General features: G+C 40.4%; 18 protein-coding genes and 1 tRNA gene. 11 read left to right on the forward strand and 8 right to left on the reverse strand.

What is annotated here, in order from left to right:
- Positions 1–5: 5 nt before the first annotated feature.
- Positions 6–2297, reverse strand: a complete 2292-nt coding sequence (locus DS2_RS06820) for an FdhF/YdeP family oxidoreductase (RefSeq protein ID WP_035013941.1) — start codon at positions 2295–2297, stop codon at positions 6–8.
- A gap of 38 nt (positions 2298–2335) precedes the next feature.
- Positions 2336–3097 carry a formate dehydrogenase accessory sulfurtransferase FdhD gene (fdhD, locus tag DS2_RS06825; protein WP_051479689.1) on the reverse strand — a complete coding sequence of 254 codons (762 nt, stop codon included), beginning with the start codon at positions 3095–3097 and terminating at the stop codon, positions 2336–2338.
- A gap of 122 nt (positions 3098–3219) precedes the next feature.
- Here fdhD and DS2_RS06830 point away from each other — a divergent pair, with 122 nt between their 5' ends.
- Positions 3220–4152 (forward strand): LysR family transcriptional regulator, encoded by a 933-nt coding sequence (locus tag DS2_RS06830; protein ID WP_051479690.1) that lies wholly within the window; start codon positions 3220–3222, stop codon positions 4150–4152.
- Between the two features lie 21 nt (positions 4153–4173).
- On the opposite strand, the gene DS2_RS06835 is transcribed toward DS2_RS06830, so the two are convergent.
- Positions 4174–4785, reverse strand: coding sequence for a GntR family transcriptional regulator (locus tag DS2_RS06835; protein WP_035013942.1), 612 nt, complete (start codon positions 4783–4785; stop codon positions 4174–4176).
- Between the two features lie 295 nt (positions 4786–5080).
- Between DS2_RS06835 and DS2_RS06840 the strand changes: the two genes are divergently transcribed.
- The 7 genes from DS2_RS06840 (at position 5081) to DS2_RS06870 (ending at position 11451) form a co-directional block, all read left to right on the forward strand.
- Positions 5081–6232 (forward strand): mandelate racemase/muconate lactonizing enzyme family protein, encoded by a 1152-nt coding sequence (locus tag DS2_RS06840; RefSeq protein ID WP_035013943.1) that lies wholly within the window; start codon positions 5081–5083, stop codon positions 6230–6232.
- 12 nt (positions 6233–6244) lie between these two features.
- Positions 6245–7267 carry a (R,R)-butanediol dehydrogenase gene (locus DS2_RS06845; RefSeq protein WP_035013944.1) on the forward strand — a complete coding sequence of 341 codons (1023 nt, stop codon included), beginning with the start codon at positions 6245–6247 and terminating at the stop codon, positions 7265–7267.
- 34 nt (positions 7268–7301) lie between these two features.
- Entirely contained in the window at positions 7302–8066 is a 765-nt protein-coding gene (locus tag DS2_RS06850) for a 2,5-didehydro-3-deoxy-L-galactonate 5-reductase (protein WP_035013945.1), read from the forward strand.
- 5 nt (positions 8067–8071) lie between these two features.
- A complete protein-coding gene (gene aldA / locus DS2_RS06855) occupies positions 8072–9523 on the forward strand; it encodes an aldehyde dehydrogenase (RefSeq protein ID WP_035013946.1) in 1452 nt (483 codons plus the stop codon).
- 307 nt (positions 9524–9830) lie between these two features.
- Positions 9831–10697, forward strand: coding sequence for a hypothetical protein (locus DS2_RS06860; protein ID WP_035013947.1), 867 nt, complete (start codon positions 9831–9833; stop codon positions 10695–10697).
- 210 nt (positions 10698–10907) lie between these two features.
- Positions 10908–10984 (forward strand) — tRNA-Ile (locus DS2_RS06865).
- Between the two features lie 257 nt (positions 10985–11241).
- Positions 11242–11451, forward strand: coding sequence for a hypothetical protein (locus DS2_RS06870; RefSeq protein WP_035013948.1), 210 nt, complete (start codon positions 11242–11244; stop codon positions 11449–11451).
- A gap of 130 nt (positions 11452–11581) precedes the next feature.
- Here DS2_RS06870 and DS2_RS19720 read toward each other — a convergent pair whose 3' ends face one another.
- On the reverse strand, positions 11582–12961 hold the full coding sequence (locus DS2_RS19720) for a family 16 glycosylhydrolase (RefSeq protein WP_051479691.1): 1380 nt from the start codon (positions 12959–12961) through the stop codon (positions 11582–11584).
- A gap of 163 nt (positions 12962–13124) precedes the next feature.
- Here DS2_RS19720 and DS2_RS06880 point away from each other — a divergent pair, with 163 nt between their 5' ends.
- Positions 13125–15047: an alpha-amylase family protein gene (locus DS2_RS06880; RefSeq protein ID WP_419177436.1), complete on the forward strand. Its 1923-nt coding sequence runs from the start codon at positions 13125–13127 to the stop codon at positions 15045–15047.
- 76 nt (positions 15048–15123) lie between these two features.
- Here the strand turns inward: DS2_RS06880 and DS2_RS06885 are convergent, their stop codons facing one another.
- Positions 15124–16710, reverse strand: coding sequence for an ABC-F family ATPase (locus DS2_RS06885; RefSeq protein ID WP_035013949.1), 1587 nt, complete (start codon positions 16708–16710; stop codon positions 15124–15126).
- A gap of 140 nt (positions 16711–16850) precedes the next feature.
- Positions 16851–19091: a heparinase II/III domain-containing protein gene (locus DS2_RS06890; RefSeq protein ID WP_035013950.1), complete on the reverse strand. Its 2241-nt coding sequence runs from the start codon at positions 19089–19091 to the stop codon at positions 16851–16853.
- 244 nt (positions 19092–19335) lie between these two features.
- Here DS2_RS06890 and DS2_RS06895 point away from each other — a divergent pair, with 244 nt between their 5' ends.
- Positions 19336–20100, forward strand: a complete 765-nt coding sequence (locus tag DS2_RS06895) for a hydratase (RefSeq protein ID WP_035013951.1) — start codon at positions 19336–19338, stop codon at positions 20098–20100.
- Between the two features lie 77 nt (positions 20101–20177).
- Here DS2_RS06895 and DS2_RS06900 read toward each other — a convergent pair whose 3' ends face one another.
- Positions 20178–21221: a LacI family DNA-binding transcriptional regulator gene (locus DS2_RS06900; protein ID WP_051479692.1), complete on the reverse strand. Its 1044-nt coding sequence runs from the start codon at positions 21219–21221 to the stop codon at positions 20178–20180.
- A gap of 166 nt (positions 21222–21387) precedes the next feature.
- On the opposite strand from DS2_RS06900, the gene argJ reads away from it, so the two are divergent.
- On the forward strand, positions 21388–22629 hold the full coding sequence (gene argJ / locus DS2_RS06905) for a bifunctional glutamate N-acetyltransferase/amino-acid acetyltransferase ArgJ (protein ID WP_035013988.1): 1242 nt from the start codon (positions 21388–21390) through the stop codon (positions 22627–22629).
- 62 nt (positions 22630–22691) lie between these two features.
- On the opposite strand, the gene DS2_RS06910 is transcribed toward argJ, so the two are convergent.
- On the reverse strand, positions 22692–23528 hold the full coding sequence (locus tag DS2_RS06910) for an HDOD domain-containing protein (RefSeq protein WP_051479693.1): 837 nt from the start codon (positions 23526–23528) through the stop codon (positions 22692–22694).
- Positions 23529–23705: the final 177 nt, after the last annotated feature.

Consider the following 23705-nt stretch of genomic DNA (forward strand, 5'->3'; position numbering starts at 1 on the left):
GTCAGCTACTTGGTTTGTAAAATAGTTTGGTTTTGCGATTTTCGCAGTTTTACCACAATCGACTTCGACGTTGGGGTAAACGAGCCATCGCCGATACTATCGATTGGCACTAGCGGATTGGTTTCTGGATAATAGGCCGCTAGGTTTCCTTGGGGGATATCGTATATCACAGCCTTAAAACCAGTAATTTTTCTAACTTTACCATCTTGCCAAGTTGATTCTATATCCAACAAATCTCCTTGGTTTATGTGTTGTGCGTCGGCATCAGCTTGACTGATAAACACAATATCTCTTGCACCTTGAATGCCTCTATACCTATCGTCGTAACCATATACGGTTGTATTATATTGATCGTGCGAGCGTAATGTTTGTAGGACAAAACTATCGTTAGACTGAAGGTAGTCGTTATGGATAATTTGCAATGGCAATTTACTGGCACTGAACTGAGCTTTTTGGCTTGGGGTATTCCATTGCAACTGAGCTGCAGAGTTTTTTAGGTGAAAACCACAGGGTTGTTCTATTTGCTGGTTAAAATTATCAAACCCTTTGATACTCGCGGCAATATGGTCACGAATGATAGCGTAATTGTCACGCATTGCTAACCAGTCAATCTGGCTATTGATTATGGTCGCATCGGCAATTTCAGCCACAATCGCAACTTCAGACATACATTGCTGTGCAATTGGTTGATTTTTTCCTGCGGAAGCGTGCACCATACTAAAAGTATCTTCTACGGTAATTTTCTGCTCACCGCTTCTTTGCCGATCAATTTCAGTTCGACCTAAACAAGGTAACAATAGCGTGTCGCAACCAGAGCGTGGGTTAACCATCAAATGGCTGCGGTTGAGTTTTGTGGCGATTTGCACATTTAGTTGTGCATTGCTAATTGCTTGTTCGGTAAATTCGCTATCAGGTGCGGCAGCGGCTAAATTACCACCTAAACAAATTAATGCTTTGCTTGTACCTGTATGCAAGGCTTTTAAAGCTTGATAAACGTTATGACCTTTATCGTACGAAAAGTGCTGTTGAAAATGCTGATTTAATCCATCAATAAAGGCTTTGGTTGGTTTTTCATTTATACCTACAGTTCGGTTGCCTTGCACGTTGCTGTGGCCGCGCACTGGGCATAACCCAGCGCCTTTGTGGCCAATTAAACCCAACATTAAATGCAGATTTACAATTTCTTTAATGGTATCAACTGAATGTTTGTGCTGAGTTATACCCATAGCCCAGCAGCTGATTACCTTGCTGCTAGATGTATATAATTCGGCAGCTTGTTTAAGCTCACTTTTGCTTAAACCAGATTGCAGTTCAATTTGTTGCCAATCGGTTTGCGCAACTTCAGCTCGGTATTGTGTAAAACTCTGTGTGTGTGTTTGAATAAACTCACTATTTAATTTGTCGCTAAAGCGTTCAAAAATGATTTTACTGATGCCGCGGATAGCCGCAAAATCTCCACCTAGCTTGGGCGAAAAGTAGACATGGCTTATCTTCGTAGCCTTGTTGGTCAGAACTTCAGTTGGATCTTGTGGGCTTGCAAATTTTTCTAGCGCTACTTCTTTTAAATTATTAAAGGTGGCAATTTTACAACCTGATTTTGCAGCCGAGCGCAGCGCATTCATCATTCTCGGATGGTTTGTCCCTGGATTTTGGCCATAAACAAAGATTACTTCGGCTTGATCAAAGTCATCTAACACAACTGTGCCTTTACCAATGCCGATAGTTTGATTGAGGGCAACGCCACTGGCTTCATGGCACATATTCGAGCAGTCAGGGAAATTATTGGTGCCAAAACTACGACCAAATAACTGATAAATAAAAGCAGCTTCGTTGCTGGCACGGCCTGAAGTATACAACTCTAGTTGGTTTGGATGGTCTAGGTTGCGCAAGTGTTGGGCGATAAGTTTGAAGGCGGTTGACCAATTGATAGCTTCAAATTTATCCGTTTGCGAATTGTACCGGACTGGCTGAGTTAGGCGACCTTGGTATTCTAACCAGTAGTGACTCTGTTCTTTCAAATAGCTTACTGGGTATTGGTTGAAAAATGCGCTATCAACTTTTTTATTGGTCGCTTCCCAAGCAATAGCTTTGGCACCATTTTCGCAAAATTGAAACAACCCCTCTTTTTTGTCACCCCATGCACAACCTGGGCAATCAAACCCCTTGTCTTGGTTTGCGCGCAAAAGGTTTTTAAAATTATCACTAGCACGTTGGCTTTTTACTATATGTTTAACCGTTGATTTTATTGACGGAAACCCGCCTGCTTTGTTCGGTTTCTGAGTTGTTTTATGTTGCATACTTGGCTCTGTATTCTAGTTGCTACCGAGAGAATAAATTAATTATCCCAGTAAGTTAATTGACCATTTTTGTTTACATGCACCAACACCAAACCATGTTTGACTGCATAATTAACTGCAAACTGGCTAGGGGAAGCAAAACTGATCAATGTTGCAATACCATAATTAATTGCTTTTAGCACGAGTTCGCTACCGCAGCGGCTGGTAATCACCATTGCACAATTGTCCAAGCCTTTGGGATTTTTTAACGCGGCACCGAATAATTTATCTACTGCATTGTGGCGACCGATATCTTCTTTTATCAGTGCAATTTCACCCTGGTCGGTTAACAAAGCCGCAGCATGCAGGGCACCAGATAATTGGTTTTTACGCTGTAATTGATTTATTCGGCTGCGGATATCTGTTAGTGGAAAAGCACTGGCAGGAAACTTTTGGATAATTTGCTTTTGTGGTTTTAGCACTTGCTCTAGTGCTTTTACACCACAAATACCACAACCGCTGCTGCCAACAAGTTGCCGCTGCTTATTTTTCAATTGTGCAAACGCTCTATTCGCTAAAGTGATTTTAAGCTCGTAAGCTGGGCTGCCGTGCATACAAACTGGCTGGCAATCGATATCGTGGATATCCACCACTGTGGTAATAATATTTTCGCCAAACAAAAAGCCATAGGCGAAATCGTCTAAATCATCCGGTGTTGCCATCATAACCGCGTAGTTTAACCCGTTTAGAGTGATGGCGATTGGCGCTTCATCTGGCAGTACTCTGGGTTGGTTAGCTTTTGAGGTGATTAACTGATTCAAAGTGCTCGGTACGTTATGATTTAATACAATCGTTTGAGTTTACGCAATCTTGCGAATATTTCCCAATTAATCAATTTTATTGTTTAATAGGTAAAATTTATTAAAAAATTGCATTTTAATTGATGAATATTCAACACTTACACTATTTTGTTGTGCTTGCCGAGCATAAGCACTTTGCACGAGCGGCTCAAGCCTGTCATGTAACTCAGCCTACTTTATCAGCGGGTATCGCTAAACTAGAGCAAGAACTGCAAGTGCAATTGGTGTTACGCGATAAACAATTTATCGGACTGACTGATTTTGGCACTCAGCTTCTTAACAGTGCAGATAAAATTTTAGCCGAGCAGCGCAACTTGAAGCAGCAAATTCAATTGGCTACCACTGGGCTTTCAGGTCAATTAAAGCTTGCCGTTGTGCCACAATGCAGTGTTGAAATTATGCCGAAAATAAAGTTGTTTCAGCAGCTATACCCTCAAGTCAGAGTGCAATTGCATGTGATGACAAACAAGCAAATTTGCACCGCACTAAAAGAAAATGCAATCGAATTAGGTGTTGGCTTTACTGATGAATTATTTCATTTTCCTCAGCTGCAGAGTTTTAAGTTTTCTAACTGTCAGCGACAATTAGCGATTGTTTATCATCAATCTTTTACTAAGGAAGGGCCAAAACAGGCGGTTTTAACACAATCAAAATCATTGACTTTGACGGATATAAAGAACATGCCTATGTGCTTACTGAGTCAGACCATGCAGTTTCGTCAAACCATTGACCGTGAGCTAGAACACTTGGGAATAGATTTGAACTGTGTATTTGAAACGGAGTCACTGCATCATTTAATTAATGCAGTTGTTCATTGCATCGGTGTTGCTATTGTAAGTTTAAACTCAGCAAAAACTATCTGTGATGCAAATTCGCTCAATTACTGCGTTTTGCAGGATATAACAATTAATGAAACGGGATTAATTACTCGCAGAAAACACCAAACTGTTATTGCTGAAAAATTTATTGAAATGTTGCAGATAAGAAAAGAGATAGGCTCTGAACCAGCTAAGTAGGGCGGTTAGAGCCTGAATGGCTTATTTGATGTTTTTCTTCAAAGCGGCTGTAGCTGCTTTAACATCTTTGTTGCGAATGCCTTCTAAGATATGTTTATGCTCATCAACTAAAGCTTGAGATGTTTTGATACGTTGATAGTTCATACGCATGCGTATAACGATTGGGTACCAAATATTCACCAAACACTCACCGCCCGCTAGGTTAACGATGTACTGATGAAAGCTAATATCTGATTTGGTTAAGTCAGTATACTCTTCTTTATCGAAGCTTTCTTGCATGTCGGCGATGATCTCTTCAAGTGCTTCAATGTCTTTATCTGTCACCAATGGCATGCAGGTTTTTACCGCAAATTCTTCGATTTTTCGTCGAAGCTCTATACTTAATTTCTGCATTTCAGGAGAAAGTGGGCTGTTAACACTTGAGCCGACATTATTTTTACTTACCAACAAACCTTCTTTGGTCAGTTTGAGTAACACGTCACGAATGGGTCCACGAGAAACGCCAAAACGTTCAGCTAATTGTTGCTCATTTAATTTTGTGTTTGCTTCTAATTCACCTGAAATTATATCAGAGCGCAACGCATCAGCGATTTGCTCGCGTACAGGAATAATTTTTGGGGTTTTTGTAGCCATATAATACCCTAAATTTTGTTGATTTTGTTATGTTTTGATTGTTTACATTGTAAACGAAAAGACCTGAATTACGAAGCAATTTGATGCAATTTTAGCTATATATTTAACCTGTCGGTTGTATTGTTGACTATTTGTGCGTAAATCCGCTAGTGTAGCAAGCTACATTTGCAATAAATCTGCTTTATTTTGTAAAAAAAATTAGCAGAATCTTAAAAAAAGGGTTATATTACTATTTATGTTTCATTGTTAACAATGTACAATGATTTGTGTTTTATGAAATGCTGGGAATGTAATTGTGACGACCGTTGTAAATAAAGAAGCACAAGTATTAGATCTTGCCACCGCGAAATCCAATATTAAAGCGATTAAAACTGAGTATTACCAAATACCTCTAGCTGAGGTTTTGAGTGATGCAAAACATGGTGACCATACTCACTTTGAGCTAGTTGTATGTCGTGTGTTCACTCAAGATGGTTTCGAAGGGGTTGGTTATACCTACACCGGCGGTACTGGCGGGCGCGCAATATATTCACTCATTGAAGACGATTTGAAATCATCATTAGTCGGCCAAGACGCTTCTCGAATCGGTAAAATTTGGGAAGATATGCTGTACAAACTACATTATGTTGGTCGTGGTGGTTTGTTAAGTTTTGCTATGTCTGCAGTTGATATCGCGCTTTGGGATATTCGCTGTAAGCGTTTAAATCAACCACTATGGCAAGTGGCTGGTGGCGCAAATAGTTCAACACGCTGTTATGCAGGTGGAATCGATCTTAATTTCTCTGAAGAAAAGCTATTAAACAATATTCAGGGATATTTAGACCGTGGCTTTAAAGGTGTCAAAATCAAAGTTGGTAAGCCTGATTACCGCGAAGACGTGGCGCGAGTTGCTGCAGTGCGCAAGTTAATCGGTAAAGACATTATATTTATGGTGGATGCAAATTATTCACTAACGGTTGAAACAGCTATTCGTTTTGCCAAAGCCATTGAGCAATATGACATCACTTGGTTTGAAGAGCCAACTATCCCAGATGATTACCAAGGTTATGCTCGCATTGCTGAAAATACCAGTATCCCGTTAGCTATGGGTGAAAACCTCCACACTGTGTATGAATTTAACTATGCTATTCAGCAAGCTAAATTGGGCTTTTTACAGCCAGATGCTTCAAATATTGGTGGTATTACCGGTTGGTTAAAAGTTGCAGACCTTGCTTATATCAATAATCTGCCAATTTGTACTCATGGTATGCATGAACTGCACGTGTCGTTAATGTCTTCACAGCCGAATGCTGGGCATATGGAAGTACATTCATTCCCAATAGAACAATACACAACACAGCCATTTATCGTTGATGAGAACGGTAGAGCTGTCGCGCCAAACGTTGCCGGTACGGGTGTTGAATTCGACCCAGCGTTAGTTGGCCCACATTTAATCAAACAATCTTAGAGGTGTAACATAATGATAGCTGCTCAATACATGGGTGATAAAAGTTTTTCAATTGTTGAAGGTGTTAACAGTTCACCAAAAGCAGATGAAGTTAAACTCGCCGTAGGTTATGTAGGTATTTGTGGTACCGATATGCACATTTATCACGGTGTAATGGATGGTCGTGTTAATCCACCTCAAACAATTGGTCACGAAATGTCAGGTACAATTGTTGAAGTTGGCGCTGACGTTGAAGGCTTTACTGTAGGCGAGCGCGTGGTTGTGCGTCCATTAGATTGGTGTGGTGAATGTCCGACTTGTAAAGCGGGCCATACGCATATTTGTCAGAACTTAAAATTTATGGGGATTGATTCTCCTGGTGCGTTCCAGTCAAACTGGACTGTTAAAGCACGTACATTACACAAATTGCCAGCAGGCGTTAACTTAAAACAAGGCGCTTTAATCGAGCCATTGTCAGTTGCTTGTCATGATATTCGTCGTTCTCGATTACAAGCTGGTGAAAAAGCGGTTGTGTTGGGTGGTGGTCCAATTGGTCAATTAGTTGCAGCAGTTGCTAAAAGTGTTGGTGCCGATGTTCTTGTTTCTGAGCCTAATGAATCTCGCCGTGCATTTGCTGAAAAGTTAGGGGTGGAATCCGTTAATCCATTAGAAACAGATTTAGAGAAGTTTGTTGACGAGTGGACAGGTACCAAAGGTGCAGACGTTGTATTTGAAGTTTCAGGTGTTAAACCTGCAATCGATGCAATGACGCAAATTGCTGGCCGCCGTGGTCGTATTGTAATGGTTGCAATTCATTCTCAAAAACCTGAAATTGATTTGTTCCAATTCTTCTGGAAAGAGCTTGAGTTGTTAGGTGCGCGTGTATACGAAGCTGAAGACTTTGACTGGGCAATTGATTTGATTGCATCAGGTAAAGTTGATGTTGAACCCTTTATTAGTTCAGTAAATCCATTGACTGACATTGGTAGTGCGTTTGCAAGTATGGATAACAACCCACAAGGCATGAAAGCCTTGGTTGAATGTAACGCTGAATAATCCTATTAAAACCAATTAAGTAAGAGATTTTATTATGTTAGAAAAATTTAGTTTAGAAGGTAAAGTTGCTTTAGTTACCGGTTGTAAACGCGGCATTGGTAAAGGTATTGCGTTGGGTTTAGCAGAAGCAGGCGCTGATATTATAGGTGTATCTGCAAACCTAGAGCTTGAAGGCTCGGAAGTTGAAAAAGAAGTAAAAGCATTAGGTCGAAACTTTAAAGCGTATCAATGTGACTTTTCAGATCGCCAAGCTCTATATGCTTTTATCGAGCAAGTTAAAGCTGATTTTCCAAAAATTGATATTTTAATTAATAACGCAGGTACTATCTTACGTGCGCCAGCTGCTGAGCATGGTGACGACTTATGGGATAAAGTAATTGACGTTAACTTAAACTCTCAATTCGTATTAAGCCGCGAAATTGGTAAAGAGATGGTCGCGCGTGGCGAAGGTAAAATTATCTTCACTGCTTCATTATTAACTTTCCAAGGTGGTATTACTGTACCTGGTTACGCGGCAAGTAAAGGCGCAATTGGTCAATTAGTCATGGCATTGTCGAATGAATGGGCTGGTAAAGGTGTTAACGTAAACGCAATTGCACCAGGATATATTGATACTGACAATACTGAGGCATTGCGTAACGACCCAGAGCGTAGTGCCGCTATTTTAGGGCGAATTCCACAGGGTCGTTGGGGTAAACCTGAAGACTTTAAAGGCCCAGCTGTATTTTTATCATCTGAAGCAGCAAACTATGTAAATGGCGCTATTCTACTAGTAGATGGCGGCTGGATGGGGAGATAAGCCAAATGAACTTTCATAACAACCTTAATTTCATAAATGGTGAATACGTTAAGTCATACGCTGAGGGCACTATTAACGTATTGAGCCCATCGACGGGCGAGAAAATTGGTGAGATTCCAAAAGGCTGTGCTGAAGATGCGCAATTTGCATTAGAAAATGCGAATAAAGCTCAAAAAGAGTGGGCTAAATTAACCGCTCGTACGCGTCAAAAAATCTTACGTAACTTTGCACAAAAAATTCGTGAAGCCAAAGACGTTCTTGCACCTATGTTGGTAGCTGAGCAAGGCAAACTGATTTCTGTAGCAGAAATGGAAGTTGAAGTAACTGCGACTTTTATTGAGTACGCTTGTGACAACGCGTTAACCATCGAAGGCGATATTTTACCTTCAGACAATCAAGACGAAAAAATTTATATTCATAAAGTCCCACGTGGGGTAGTTGTTGGTATTACGGCTTGGAATTTCCCACTTGCTTTGGCTGGTCGTAAAATTGGTCCTGCTTTGATTACTGGTAACACTATTGTGTTAAAGCCGACTCAAGAAACACCATTGGCAACTACTGAGTTGGGTCGCATTGCTAACGAAGCAGGAGTTCCTGCAGGCGTGTTGAACATTATTAACGGTTCGGGTTCTGTTGTGGGCCAAGCTTTATGCGAAAGTCCAATTACTAAGATGATCACCATGACAGGGTCAACTTACGCGGGTAAACAAATTTACAAAACCAGCGCTGAATACATGACACCTGTTATGTTAGAGCTTGGTGGTAAAGCGCCAATGGTTGTAATGGACGATGCCGACATTGACCAAGCTGTTGAAGGTGCGCTATGGGGCCGCTTTGCTAACTGTGGCCAGGTATGTACTTGTGTTGAACGTTTGTACGTTCATGAAAAAGTGTACGATGAATTTATGGCTAAATTCTTACCACAAGTGAAAGGTTTGAAAGTAGGTGATCCAATGGATCGCGACAGCCAAATGGGACCAAAGTGCAATCAGCGTGAAATTGAAAACATTGATCACATTGTTAAAGAGTCTGTTAAACAAGGTGCGACATTAGCAACCGGTGGCCAAGTTGCAAAAGTAGAAGGTTTTGAAGGTGGTTGTTGGTACGAGCCAACTGTATTGGTTGATGTTGACCAAGCTAATATTGCAGTTCATGAAGAAACGTTTGGACCAGTATTACCTGTTGTTAAATTTAAAGACGCAGACCAAGCAATTGAGTTTTGTAACGATAGCATATACGGCTTAAGCGCTTACGTTTACACCAAAAATTACTTCGACATCAACAAATTTATCAACGATTTAGACGTTGGTGAAGTTTATGTTAACCGAGGAATGGGTGAGCAACATCAAGGTTTCCATAATGGTTGGAAACAAAGTGGCTTTGGTGGTGAAGATGGTAAATTTGGTTTAGAACAGTATCTAGAGAAGAAAACTGTATATTTAAAAGAAACTAAATAAAGCGCCTAAATTAGATAAGATTGTTAGTTTGGAGCGAGCCAAATTAACTAGCCTCCCCATAATCCCTGCTGCCAAATTAGGTAGTGGGGATTATTTTTTTACCGAACATTAACTAACCTGAACTCTGGATAACAACTTGCTTTCTAGAATGGCTAAAAATAAACTTAACTACTAATAACAATGAGGTAGCTAACTTGTTATCCAGAGTTCAGGTTAACTATTTTAAAACTTTTTTAGATCTCTCTATTTACAGTAAATTGTTTACAATGTACAATGTTTTTAAAGTGTTGTGAGAGGTGAGCTAAAGATGAAAAAGTTAATTGCGGTGTTAGCATTAACGCTTAGTTGTCATTCACAAGGGATTGCTAAAACTGTTGTGACATTTGCAACTGGTATACAAGGTGACGTTAAACAACAATACGAATATAACTTAGTAAAATTAGCGCTCGACAACACAGTTGAAGATTACGGTTCATACCAAATCAACCTTCGACCTGGCGACACGCCTAGCTATACCAGAATGCGTGTGGAGGCTGAAGAAAAACAGTTTAACAATTATTTATACAAAGACTCAGTATCGAACGAATTATTAGAAAAGTTACAAGCCGTGCACTTTCCGGTTGAGCTTGGCGTAGCGGGCTACCGAGTTGGCTTAATTTCGCCTGAAGCGCAAAGCAAGTTGCGAACTGTGCAAACAAAAGAAGATGCGTCGTCTTTAAAGATTATTCAAGGGCGCGGCTGGTTAGATGGAGATATTTTGCGCTCGCAAGGGTTTAGGGTTGTTGAAGGTAGCCATATCGAAGGTTTGTTTTATATGGCTGCAAACAATCGCGGCGATATGTTTCCTTTGGGTGCACACGAATTAAAGCGTGAGTGGGATAAATTCAAGCATATTGACGGCTTGCGGTATGACACCGAGATTTGCATTTATTATCCGTTGCCAAAATTTTTCTTTACTCATCCCGACAATAAATTGTTAGCGGAGCGAGTTCAAATTGGTTTGGAAAGGGCATATCAAAGTGGTGAACTAAGTGCGCTTTGGAAAGAATATTTTTACGAAAGATTTCAGTTTAGCAATTTAAAGCAACGCAGAATATTTAAGTTTGCTAACCCTATGATTAGCAAAGTTGATCGTCGCTACGAACAGTATATTTTAGACCCAAATACCTTGTAACAGTTTTTTGTGTGTGTGTGCCATGTGTGCTCATTGCCCCAAGTTCGTCTTGGGGCTTTTTTATTTTAGGTTAGCTATAACGGATAATGTAGAAAAATTAACCGTTTAATCAAAAGATTAACAAAAAATAGTGACAAGTAAAAAAGCTTCTTTTATACTGCGCACCACTTTCGACGCATAGCAAAGAAAGTTGTAAAATCAATTCTAAATGGCCCTATAGCTCAGTTGGTTAGAGCGCACGACTCATAATCGTTAGGTCCCTGGTTCGAGTCCAGGTGGGGCCACCATTTTTTCCTTAAAAATCAATAGATTGCAGTATTTTATAAAAGTTTTTTACACCCCATACGTTATCACTACACCTTATTTTTGTCTTTCAACTGGCTTAGCGCGACTAAATTAAAATTGCCATAAGCTTGACCAATTTCACTTGGTATCACCATTTAACCGCAGGACGCTTCTTGGTTAAACCTTCTACCTACAAACTATCGGTCAAACCGAAACTCAATACCAATATCGCTGCCGTCCGGAGTATCAATTTAGTTTATTGGACTTTGAGCTAAAATACTTCAAGCTACAAACGCAAGACCAACAAGTGGTCGAAATCAATAGCGATAAAGGCTTTATGATATCGAGCGATGATGTCGCGTTAGATATCTTATTTAGCATCAGTGATTATCAAAACGAAAATATAGAGCCTTCGCAGATTGTCCCGTTCGCATCGTTCGGACAACTATTAGCTCAAAAAGTAGGCTGATTTAAAAAATAAATCAGCCTAATTTACTCCTAAACGGCAGTAATTCGTTTTTGGGTAAACGCTAATGTGGTAGCTGTGTTCATTATTACACCTTTTTTTAGTTCCCTTTATCTACTAGTTGATTCAAAAATTATTTACTAACGTTAATGCGAACAGGTTCCCCTAACAAGCTAATGGTTTCGCCGTTGGAAGATTTAAAACTTGCTTGCAATGCATAGTAATGTCCGTTGGCTAACCTACTTAGCGGTTTTGCGGCCTGTAAATTAAGTTTAACTTCAAGTTCACCGCCGTAGCGTTTATCTTCGCTGGTTACACTTGGCTCTTGCTGTGTTTGGATTGTTTGTATAATTTTGTCGTCAGTTCTTTCAACTAAACTGACGGTTATTGGGCTTGCTACATGGTAATTACTGCCACCGTGATAATGTAATTTAACTGACAAAGTATCAGAGGTGGTGTATTTAATACTCTTGAGTTGTTTGCTTGAGTGATCTAACCAAATTGATGGAAGGACTTCCCACCCACGCACATAATCGACCCGCATTCGTGCATCTTCTGGATAACCTTCTTTGACAACATAATCAGGGTTTGGATCTGCGCGTTGGCATGCTGGGTTATATTTTATAAACTTACGGCGTAAACCCATTGAGAAAATGACATGCATAGGGCGGTGCCACCAGGTATTGGGTTTCTCAGCTACTTTTACCCCATCAACATACCATGTGATTTTATCTTTGCGATTTTCAACTGCATAAGTATGAAAGCCCTTTGATGGATCAAATGGCGCGCGGTAGTGGTTAAACTGTGTTGCCTTGTTGGGTTTAGGCCGCTTCCACACAATACGGCCATTTTCTTCAACACGAGCATGCAGGTTAAGGTCCATGTCGTACACATCATCTTCATCGCCTGGTGCGCGCCAATCGGCTTGTTGCAATTCAACAATGTCTATTTCACTGTAATCGACATATTGTTTTGATTTGTCGTTGCGATCAGGGAAAGGGTGGCCATCGCTGTACATCCAAAATGACGGACACAACCCCGGAAATATTTTTACGCCTTGCATTTTCGCTTCATAATAACCGTACACGGTTTCTTTAGCAGAGCGCACTGCACCCGATTTATAGTATAAGGTGCGTTCAACTGTTTTAGCTGAGCCGCCAGCTTTGCCGTCCCAACAGCTATCTTTAAATGGTCTGGTGTGGGTTTCTTGAGTGGCTTCGATTACTAATTGACCGTCGTTGACATAAGCATTCGGCTGAGCAAATGTCCATGCTCCAACATTTAAAGACTTGGGGGCGTTCTCCCATTTTGATTCATCTAAAGTCGCTTGTTCAAAATCATCAGAAAATTCCTCCAATAGTTTTAAACGTTTTTCTTTTGTGACTAAACCGTTTGGCGTATGAATGGGTGGGATATAGTTATTTTTTTCAATTGGCGCTTGTTCCGTGCCTGTACTTTGGCAACCAGCCAAGGCTACCAACATAAATGATGAGATAATAGGACGCTTGTTCATAATTTAAACCTAATGTGTTTTAGGGTTATGCAATTATTACAATATAGTTTTATTGGTGTGAAAATGTCAAACATAATACGAATGGGTGTGGTGGAATCTTAACCTTAACTTAACCAGTAGTGCGCTATATTTAGCTCAATCAATAAAAACTAAAGGATATCGAGTGAAATTGTTTAAATCTAAGCTAGTGCTAAGTTTAGTCGTAGCCGGTATAAGTTCAGCTTTATTTACGGCTTGTGTGTCAACCCAAAATGAAACGAGTAGTCGGCAAAACACCTCTGTAATTGCGCCATCAGAACAGGTAAAACCAGAGCATAAATATGTTGTCTATCAAGTTTTTACCCGTTTGTTTGGCAATACCAATACGACCAATAAACCTTGGGGAACAATTGAAGAAAATGGCGTAGGTAAGTTTGCAGATTTTACCCCAACAGCACTAAATGCAATTAAAGATTTAGGCGTTACTCATATATGGTATACGGGCGTACCGCACCATGCTGTAATCAACGACTATAGCGCTTACGGAATTAGTAATGATGACCCTGATGTAGTCAAAGGTCGCGCGGGTTCTCCGTACGCGGTGAAAGATTACTACTCAGTCAATCCTGATTTAGCGCTGGACCCTGTCAACCGAGTTGCCGAGTTTGAAGCTTTAATTGAGCGCACGCACAATGCGGGTTTACAAGTGTTAATTGATATTGTGCCAAATCATATTGCACGAAATTATCAGTCTTTAGATAAACCTGCTGGGGTTGAAGATTTTGGCGTAAGTGATGATACTTCGGTTGAATATGCACGAGACAATAATTTTTACTACGTACCAGGACAAGACTTCAAAGTGCCTGCTGCACTGAATGGCTATGAACCTTTAGGCGGTGAAGCTCATCCATTGGCGGATAATTATTTTGCAGAATCTCCAGCTAAGTGGACAGGCAATGGATCGCGTCGTGCACAGCCGCATTTTAATGACTGGTATGAAACCGTTAAAATTAACTATGGTGTCAAACCTGATGGTAGTTTAGATTTTCCGACTTTGCCTGAGGGTTTTGCGCAAAAAGATTATCAAGCACATTTTCAGTTTTGGGCGCAGCAAGACGTGCCTGACTCATGGGTTAAATTCCGTGATATCGCTTTATACTGGATTGATAAAGGTGTAGATGGTTTCCGCTTTGATATGGCTGAAATGGTGCCAGTGGAGTTCTGGAGTTATATGAATTCGTCGATCAAAATGGCTAATCCAGATGCATTTTTATTGGCGGAAATTTATAACCCTAAACGTTACCGCGATTATATCCATTTAGGCAAAATGGACTATCTATACGATAAAGTAGATTTTTACGATAGTCTAAAACCCGTTATGCAAGGTAAAGGTTCAACCGATCATTTAGTCTCTATCCAAAATCGTTTTGCCGATATTGAGCACAATTTATTGCACTTTTTAGATAATCACGATGAACAAAGAATCGCGAGCCCTGAGTTTGCCGGTGATGCGAACAAAGGTAAACCGGCTATGGTCGTGTCGGCAACAATTAGTACGTCACCAATGATGGTATATTTTGGCCAAGAAGTGGGTGAAGATGGTAGTGAAGAAATGGGCTTTGGTGATCCAAGCCGCACAACAATATTTGATTATGCTGGCGTTCCAGCACATCAAAGGTGGATGAATGATGGGAAATTTGATGGCGGAAAATTAACAAACGAAGAGCGTCAACTGCGTGACTTTTATCAAAGGTTATTAAACTTCACTATATCCAGTGATGCGTTAATGGGTGATTATGCCGATTTACACCAAGTTAACCGCAGCGCGAATTACCAAACGTATACTGATCAGCAGTTTGCTTATGCGCGTTATAGCGATAGTGAAAAACTCTTTATCGTTACAAACTTTGCTGAAGTTAAAACACCTAAGATTAGTTTAGTTGTTCCGGCGAATGTCATTGCTGATATGGGCTTGGTTGATGGCCAATATAGGTTGACTGAAAAGTTATACGGCGAATATCAAAGTAATTTAACTGTTATTAATGGACAAGGATTACTGGACGTTGAATTGGCAGCGCTTGAAAGTTTGATTTTAGCGGTTGAATAACACTACTGTCATACTGATTTAAGCTGTTGTATAACGCGCACACATTTAAGTGTGCGCTTTTTTACTGTTTAATTGGTTATTGTTGTGCCGCTAAAAACTCTTCGTAATTACCTGCAAAATCAGTATAGCCATTGTCATTTAGTTCAATCACTCGCGTGGCTAAACTAGATACAAATTCACGGTCGTGACTGACGAAAATCAATGTCCCTTCATATTTTTCTAGCGCAATATTAAGCGATTCAATCGACTCCATATCTAAGTGATTGGTCGGTTCGTCCATTATTAAAATGTTTGGCTTTTGCATCATAATTTTGCCGAACAATAAGCGCCCCTGTTCGCCACCTGAGCAGACTTTTACCGATTTTTTAATGTCATCTTGAGAAAACAATAACCGGCCTAGATAACCACGTACAACTTGGTCGTCATCACCTTCTTGACGCCACTGGCTCATCCATTCAAATAGCGACATCTCTTGCTCAAACTCGTGAGCATGGTCTTGTGCGTAATAGCCGATATTGACATTCTCCGACCATTTTATCATGCCTGAATCTGCTTCAATCTCGTGCATCAAGGTACGCAGAAATGTGGTTTTACCAATACCATTGGCCCCAATTACTGCGATCTTTTCGCCAACTTCAGCCAACAATGAGATGTTTTTAAGTATTTTTTTGTCGTCGAAGCTTTTATTTAGATTTTCAATTTCTAGTGCGTTTCTAAAAAGTTGTTTTTCTTGTTCAAAGCGAATAAATGGATTAACACGGCTCGAAGCTTTAAATTCTGACAATTGAATTTTATCTATTTGTTTTGCACGTGAAGTGGCTTGTTTTGCTTTGGACGCGTTGGCTGAGAATCTAGCTACAAACTCTTTTAATTCTGATATTTGCGCTGCTTTTTTCGCATTATCTGCTAATAGCTGCGCACGGGCTTGAGTTGCTGCCAACATATACTCGTCGTAGTTGCCTGGATAAATGCGCAACTCACCATAGTCTAAATCCGCCATGTGTGTGCAAACTGTATTTAAAAAGTGACGGTCATGCGAAATGATGATCATGGTTGATTCGCGTTGGTTAAGAGTTTGTTCTAACCAGCGGATGGTGTCGATATCCAAGTTATTGGTAGGCTCGTCGAGTAATAAAATATCTGGGTCTGAAAACAAAGCTTGTGCAAGTAACACACGTAATTTGTAGCCGGGTGCTACTTCACTCATGGGGCCATAATGTAGTGCTACGTCGATGCCAACTCCAATCAGTAGTTCACCTGCACGACTTTCTGCACTGTAACCATCCATTTCAGCGTATTGAGTTTCTAAATCCGCGACACGCATGCCATCTTCTTCAGTCATTTCTGCTTTGGCGTAAATGCCATCACGTTCTTCTTTTACTTTCCACAGTTCGTTATGGCCCATTACAACTGTGTCGATTACGCTGTATTTTTCAAATGCAAATTGGTCTTGGCGTAATTTACCAATTCGTTCTCCAGTGTCTAGGCTGATGTTGCCACTGGTTGGTTCTAAATCACCACCTAATATTTTCATAAAAGTGGACTTACCACAGCCATTGGCACCAATTAAGCCGTAGCGATTGCCGCCACCAAATTTGTGCGAAATGTTTTCAAAAAGTGGTTTGGCACCGAATTGTTGGGTGATGTTATTTGCAATTAACACAATTATTTCTTACTCGTAAAACTAAATTGCGCGTAGTGTACGTGGATTTAATCGTGTCGTCAGCGTTTGGCGGTGTTTTTTATCTGAATGTTGGTAAATGATGGTAGAGAGGGGCTAGTTAACTAGCCCCTTTTGGAGGGTTATTGATAGTAATATGGCCCTTGCCAACGGTAAGTTTTGCCACCAATTGTTACTTTATGCTGCTTTGATTTGTCAGCATTTTGGTTGGACAAAATAAATACTTGTTGGTTGCCTTTAATATCGATAACTTCTACAGCAGTATACTGGTCTGTATCGTAAAGCAACGAGGCACTTTTAATGTTTGAGCTCGAATTTAGCGATAGTTCTGACACTGGACTATAGCTGCCGTGTGCTTCAACAATCGATACGAAGGTTGTATTGTCGCTGTTCGATCTGCGTAGCATGAAACCAGCATCTCGGCGTAAATTAAATTCAGGATCGTTTGCACCAATGCGAGTTAGCAATATTTGATCTGAAGGCTGAGTAATAGCAGTTAACGTAAAGTATTTGCCATTGCCTAACCACGAAAACTGGGTGTTATTTGCTGCTGCTTTGCCTTTACCTTCTAAATATAAATGTTGATAACCATTTTTGTCGCCTAGCGGCTGTAGATTAGTTGGTGTTTGGTACTCGAAGTTAGTGCTAATCACTTGGCCCATATAATAAAAGGGGAGGTCATACTCATTTTTACTGTTTGAGTCGACTTTCATGATGTCGAGCAAATAAGCTTGTTCAAAGTGCTCATCTTTTATCAATGCCATGGTTCGATGCATCTTACTGCCAGGGTATGCGTTACTTTCGGTAGCACTTACAACTTGTACATCTGCATTGCTGTCGTCATAAAAATACAGTTCTGAGTGGTGCTGGCTTGCTACAGCGTACTTGCCACCGAAATGCATTTGTTGGTTTTGCGATAGGGTATTATGTGCAATGGTGCTTTTAGCCCATGTCGCGTTTTCTTTAAGGTAATTGCCACCACCTTTTTGACCTATGTTTACAAATCGAACCAGTCCGTAGTCTTGTAGGACTTCATTGCCTTTTTGATAGTAAGAAAAAGACAGTTTGTCGTAATGACCGTGACTTAAACCTTGAGCTGCGTATTTAAATACTAAGGTGAGGTCTTCATTACCGTATCTAAGAATTCCCACTCCCCCTTGTTGGCCATTTATACCGTCTGATAAATTAATGGATTGTTTTACATACGGCTGCGCTTTGCCTTCGCGAATTGCGATAGCGACAGCTAAACCAGATTGGTCTAACAATACTTGATTTTGTTTTTGCGCAATACTGAGCAATTGTGGATTTTTTCCACCATAGTAATATGCAATATTGACCGCTGTTACTAATGACGCTGTGTAGTAAGACATACCTTTTTGCCCATCATTTAGTGGGAAAAAGTTACCATCTGCGTCGGTCAAATTAAGTAGCGCATTTACCCCTTTCAGTAATACATTGTTTTTATGTTGGAGTACTTTGAGTTCTGGGCGAGTATTTTCCATTGCCAGTGCAAAAATCAAAAACGGATACATAGCATATCGCTGGTAATAAGGACCTTCTGTGTAGTAACCATCTGGAGAGAAAGGGTCTTCTAGGTTTGCTAAAAAGCCTTTTTTCTGTCCTTTTACTTTTATGGTGCCACCGTCATTGTCTACACCACCAACGGGTAAACCATCATCTTCAATACCGTAGAGTGCTCGTTGGATCAGTTCTTCATCATTCATAACCAAACCAATCATACCAACTGCGGCGTTGCCCCAGGTGCTATGGTTATGTATGCGATTATAAAAAGCAGGATTTTCTAACGAAATGAAATTAGCAAACGGACGAAACAGGTTGTTTTCAAGTTTTTGCCTTTGTTCAGCTGTTAAGAAATTATAAATTGTATCGTATGCTTGGCTCATATAGACCAACCAATTACTGTCGTTCAGGCACTGCCAGAATAGCTTACCACGCGCATACGAGCGTTCTTGTGGATGAACGGGTAAGTTTTTATACATAGCTTCATATTGCAACAACATATCTCGCACATAAATTGCGTACTTGTCATCTTGCAATATTTGATACAACACGCCCGCTTTTTGTGCGATCACAAAGTTGAGTTTGTGGCGATAATGGGTGTAGCCACCAGAAAAGTCTTTTGGAATCGGGGTATCAATCCCTAATGCAATTTCAGCATCTACCTGTTGTTTTACTTTTTCTAAGCTTGCATCAAATAGTGGTGTTTTACCCAAATTTGCACGAATTTTTTCAACACCTGCTTTGGTTAAAATCAGGCTCGGATGTTCTTGAGCAAAAGAGTGTGGTGCGAATATTAACCCCAACACAGTTGTAAGTAACAAAAATGCTTTTTGTATCGACATATTTATGTTGCCTTTCTGTAAGTAAGTATTGTTATGAATTACACTTTTGTAAATTTAGTTGTTTTACAATGTTTTTTCAATATGTTTTACAATTAATGTTTGTTTTATTTTTTTTGTAAGATGATTTTGTCGTTATCTGCTGTGGTTATGCTGGCTATCTTGCTGATTTCACTATGCTCAAGCACTATTTTGAGTTTAATATATGCTGACAAAATTTAATCCACAGCATTTGGAGCTATAACTAGTGACTACTCAAATAGATACAAAACAAGCGGCTGAAACTTTGTTAAACCGTCGTCAACCCGAACAAAAATTTGATGCATTGCCAATTGATATTCGCCCAGACAATATCGATTCAGCTTTAGCTGTACATAAGCAAATGATTGAATTAAAACAACATAAAGTAGCTGGTTGGAAGTGTTTGTTGCCTCCTGCTGAAGGCAAAGTGGTGATCTCGCCAATTTTTTCCGATAGCTACCACACAGGTGCGCAAGCGTGTTTAATGCCCGAACATACTCGAGCACGCATCGAGCCCGAAATCGCTTTTGTGTTAGCACAAGACTTGCCTGCAAAAGCGGGTGGATACTCAGAGCAAGAAATTCAAAGTGTAATTGCCAGTGCACATATGGCATTGGAATTGATGCAAGCGCGTTATAAAGATGATTGTGATGCGCAATTTTATGAGCGTTTGGCTGATTGTTTAACCAATCAAGGTTTATTTGTTGGTCCAGAAATTGATAAACAAACCGCTTTTAACACAGCAACTATAGATATTGGAGTAACACAAAACGGTAAAACGACTGCATACGAGGGTAAACATCCGAATAAGCTTGCTGGCAACCCACTTAGCTGGTTTGTTAACTTTGCGCTGGAAAACGGCTTTGAATTAAAGAAAGGTCAAGCGATTATTACTGGATCATTTGCTGGGGTGCTTGAACTTGAGTTTGGCCAAACAGAAATCAGCTACAAAGGTTTAGGAGAGTATACGGTTGAGCTGGTGAGCAAATAGGTATTTGCTCACTTTTGTCGGTTCTGGCGTAATTTAACGGCTTTAACGTTTAAGTTTTTATTTAAGCTGGTTAGCCGTTAACTGCTTAAACGTACAACTAATTGCGATGGTAAAATGGTATTTTGGCTTAGCTCACCAGCCAATAATTTTTCCGCGGCAACTTTGCCTTTTTCTTTGTTGCGTTGGCAAACCGTTGTAAGTGGTGGCGATACACGCGCGGCTTCTGGTATGTCGTCAAAACCGACAATTTTTACAATATCTGGTACATCTAATTTTAACTCTCTAGCGACAGCCATAGCCGCAATTGCAATGATGTCGCTCATACAAATTAACGCATCAGGCATGGGTAGAGAGGTGAGCGCTTCGTGCGCTGCTTGGTATGCAAGTTGGTAATCGTTTTCTGGTATATGCCATATCCGATTACAAGAAATCTCTACGTTATTCGCCTTGGCTGCGGACAGATATCCGTTTAATCGCCTGCGGGAAATAGATTGAGATTCTTGCAATAGCTCAGCTTTGGTGATTCGACATACCCGGTCACTGTGTATGAGCTTTAAACCTAAAATGGCTGGTTGCATTGGTTCGCTGACAAAAACATGGTTGCCAATATCATACGCTGCTTGGAAGTTATCGATATTGATAGAGGCATAGTCGCTTGAGTCAAAGTCGACGGTAACCATAGATTTTCCTTGCTGAACGACTCGTTCGAACAAGCGGCTGTTTTCTTGATTACCATAAACAATAAAGCCATCAGGCAATGATTCAATGCCTGTTGATGTCTTTTCACCAGTCGCGCTAGATAACAACAAAAGTTGTTTGTTATTTTGCTCTAAAATTTCGCTAATTCCTTGTAAGAACTGATTGGCGACAGGGTCGGTAAAGTGGTAAGTTAACGCGTCAGAAAGCAAAACGCCAATAACACCAGATTCACCTTTTCTTAGCGTTCGGGCTGTTATGTTTGGACCATGGTAACCAATTCGCTTACACTCAGTTAAAATGCGCTCGCGCAAAGATGCCGAAAGCTGATCGGGTCGGTTAAATGCGTTAGAAATTGTCGCTGTAGAACAGCTTAAAATTTCAGCTACTTTTTTGAGTGTAAGTGGTTTGTTGTTCTTATTCACATAAATGCCCAATATGTTAATAAAGAGCTGCAATTCTAAAAGGTTTTAGTGTTTATTTAAAGCTTATTTTTGACAAATATTTAACCTTTTTCCATATATAAAACTTTTGCAACGTGTAGTTGCAATCGCTAAAATTCACAAAAAATTAATTTACATTGAGAAAACTATGCCAGTTAATCTACCTGAAATTGAATCTATGGCGCTATACCCTGTTGCCGGGGTAAAACTTGGTTGGGCTGAAGGTCATATAAAAAAAGCTAACCGAAAAGATGTGCTTGTTGTTGAAATATGTGAAGGCGCAAGTGTCGCTGGCGTATTTACCTTAAATCGTTTTTGTGCTGCACCTGTTACTTTATGCCGTAAACATTTGTCTAGCGGTGATGGTATTCGGGCACTGGTAGTGAATACTGGATGTGCAAATGCAGGTACCGGTGAGCAAGGAATGCAAGATGCACTAGCGACTTGCCAAGCCGTTGCTGAATTAATGGCGATTGAACCTTCGGCGGTATTGCCTTTTTCAACTGGTGTGATTTTAGAAAACTTGCCGATGGAACGATTGCTGTCTGCATTGCCTGCAGCGGTTAATAATTTAGCCGAAACTAATTGGAAAGAAGCTGCTTACGCTATTATGACAACAGATGTTGCACCTAAAGCGATTTCACAACAGTTAACCATTGAAAATTCAACAGTTACGGTAACGGGCATATCTAAAGGCGCAGGCATGATCCATCCTAATATGGCGACCATGTTAGGCTATTTGGCAACTGATGCTGGTATTGAGCAGTCACTTTTAAATGAAATCACCAAAGAAATTGCAGATCTATCATTTAACTGTATATCCGTTGATGGTGATACATCGACCAATGATTCATTTATTATTATTGCAAGTGGTCAAGCGGACGTTCACTTTACCAGTCGGCAGCAGCCTGGCTTTGCTGAGTTGTATCAAGCTCTCTTGGCCAATGCTCAAGTACTAGCGCAAGCGATTGTGCGTGATGGTGAAGGTGCAACTAAGTTTATGTCTGTAACTATTCAAGGCGCTAAAACTGTTGCTGAAGCCAAAGCCGTTGGTTTTGCTATAGGTAAGAGCCCGCTAGTTAAAACTGCATTTTTTGCATCAGATCCTAATTTGGGGCGCATTTTAGCGGCAATTGGTTATGCAGCTCGTGAATGTGAGTCGTTAAACGATCTAGACACTAACTTGATTGATTTATATTTAGGTGATGTACTGGTTGCCGATAAAGGTGGCCTAGCAAAGAGTTACACAGAGTCAGATGGACAAAGTGTGATGGACCACCAAGAAATCGATATGACAGTACAGTTAAATCGCGGAGATGCTGAAGTCACCATCTGGACATGTGACTTTAGTTACGACTACGTTCGAATCAACGCGGATTATCGTACCTAATAGCTCGACGGTCGATAGAAGTTTGGCAAGTGTAGATATTTACACCTGCCATAATCTCTTGGTTAATAAACAGAATTCGCCTGTGGGCATACAATGGAAAATACGCTAAATGCACCGATATTTGCCCAATCGATGGCACCGTCTAAATCTGCTTTTTTGTAACCCAATTGCTCGGAAAGTTGACTTGGGATCATTTGGTCTAATTCGAATTCTTCTGGAAAGACGCTGACCAAGCCTAAGCGAGTAGATAAAAACATCAACTGGCTCTCTACTGAGCTGCCAATGTTGTGCTGATTCAAAATTAGGTTCACCATGTGGTTGGGTAATCGCCAATGTTTAAACAGCATTGCACCTAATGTGGCATAGTCAAAACCTAACACTTCTTGCTGGATGTAGTGGGGTGGTTGATTGGCGTGCAATTCTTCACATTTACTGGCTGCAGTTGGATTAACTTGAGCAACGATAAGTTCACCGACGTTATGTAATAACCCAGTTACAAACAAGCTATCTGCTTTTTTTATCCGCTCTTTTTTGGCAAATCTTTTGTATATGAGCGCGCTGTTGATACTCGTACGCCAATGCCTATCAAGGTCAATTGATGATGTATCCAGTTTCGCAAGTGCAGTCGATGTGCCCGTAGCTAAGACTAAGTTGTAGACTGCGTCGGCCCCCAGCAAGGTTACTGCTTTAGAGACTGTTTCCACTTGGCTGCTAAAATTATACAAAGCACTGTTGGCTAACTTTAATACGTGCCCAGTAATAATAGGGTCAAACGACAACACTTCAGCAATGTCGTCCATGGTTGAGTTGTCATCTTCGATTAGCTCTTGAATTCTGTGGCAGGTATCAGGCAGGGCACAAATTCTACCAGCTTTGGCAATATACTCTTCTATTTTCATAACCGTCTTCTCTATATGTGAGCGACGTCCTATCGTTCAAAAAATGGATTGTGAGCTTGCCTTTCGACATTGGCTTACATAAATTATAGGAGAATTCTGAACTAAAATAAGCCTAATTTCTAGACTAATGTTATTTTTTTGTATCTATGTGACCAACTTGTCAGTCCTAGCGACTTT

It is taken from the genome of Catenovulum agarivorans DS-2 (assembly GCF_000568405.1).
Classification (GTDB): Bacteria; Pseudomonadota; Gammaproteobacteria; order Enterobacterales; family Alteromonadaceae; genus Catenovulum; species Catenovulum agarivorans_A.

What these genes read in the sequence shown, in the direction of transcription:
- DS2_RS06820 (WP_035013941.1), bottom strand. Translation starts at nt 2,297, where the DNA reads ATGCAACATAAAACAACTCAGAAACCGAACAAAGCAGGCGGGTTTCCG.
- DS2_RS06830 (WP_051479690.1), top strand. Translation starts at nt 3,220, where the DNA reads ATGAATATTCAACACTTACACTATTTTGTTGTGCTTGCCGAGCATAAG.
- DS2_RS06835 (WP_035013942.1), bottom strand. Translation starts at nt 4,785, where the DNA reads ATGGCTACAAAAACCCCAAAAATTATTCCTGTACGCGAGCAAATCGCT.
- DS2_RS06845 (WP_035013944.1), top strand. Translation starts at nt 6,245, where the DNA reads ATGATAGCTGCTCAATACATGGGTGATAAAAGTTTTTCAATTGTTGAA.
- DS2_RS06850 (WP_035013945.1), top strand. Translation starts at nt 7,302, where the DNA reads ATGTTAGAAAAATTTAGTTTAGAAGGTAAAGTTGCTTTAGTTACCGGT.
- aldA (WP_035013946.1), top strand. Translation starts at nt 8,072, where the DNA reads ATGAACTTTCATAACAACCTTAATTTCATAAATGGTGAATACGTTAAG.
- DS2_RS06860 (WP_035013947.1), top strand. Translation starts at nt 9,831, where the DNA reads ATGAAAAAGTTAATTGCGGTGTTAGCATTAACGCTTAGTTGTCATTCA.
- DS2_RS19720 (WP_051479691.1), bottom strand. Translation starts at nt 12,961, where the DNA reads ATGAACAAGCGTCCTATTATCTCATCATTTATGTTGGTAGCCTTGGCT.
- DS2_RS06890 (WP_035013950.1), bottom strand. Translation starts at nt 19,091, where the DNA reads ATGTCGATACAAAAAGCATTTTTGTTACTTACAACTGTGTTGGGGTTA.
- argJ (WP_035013988.1), top strand. Translation starts at nt 21,388, where the DNA reads ATGCCAGTTAATCTACCTGAAATTGAATCTATGGCGCTATACCCTGTT.
- DS2_RS06910 (WP_051479693.1), bottom strand. Translation starts at nt 23,528, where the DNA reads ATGAAAATAGAAGAGTATATTGCCAAAGCTGGTAGAATTTGTGCCCTG.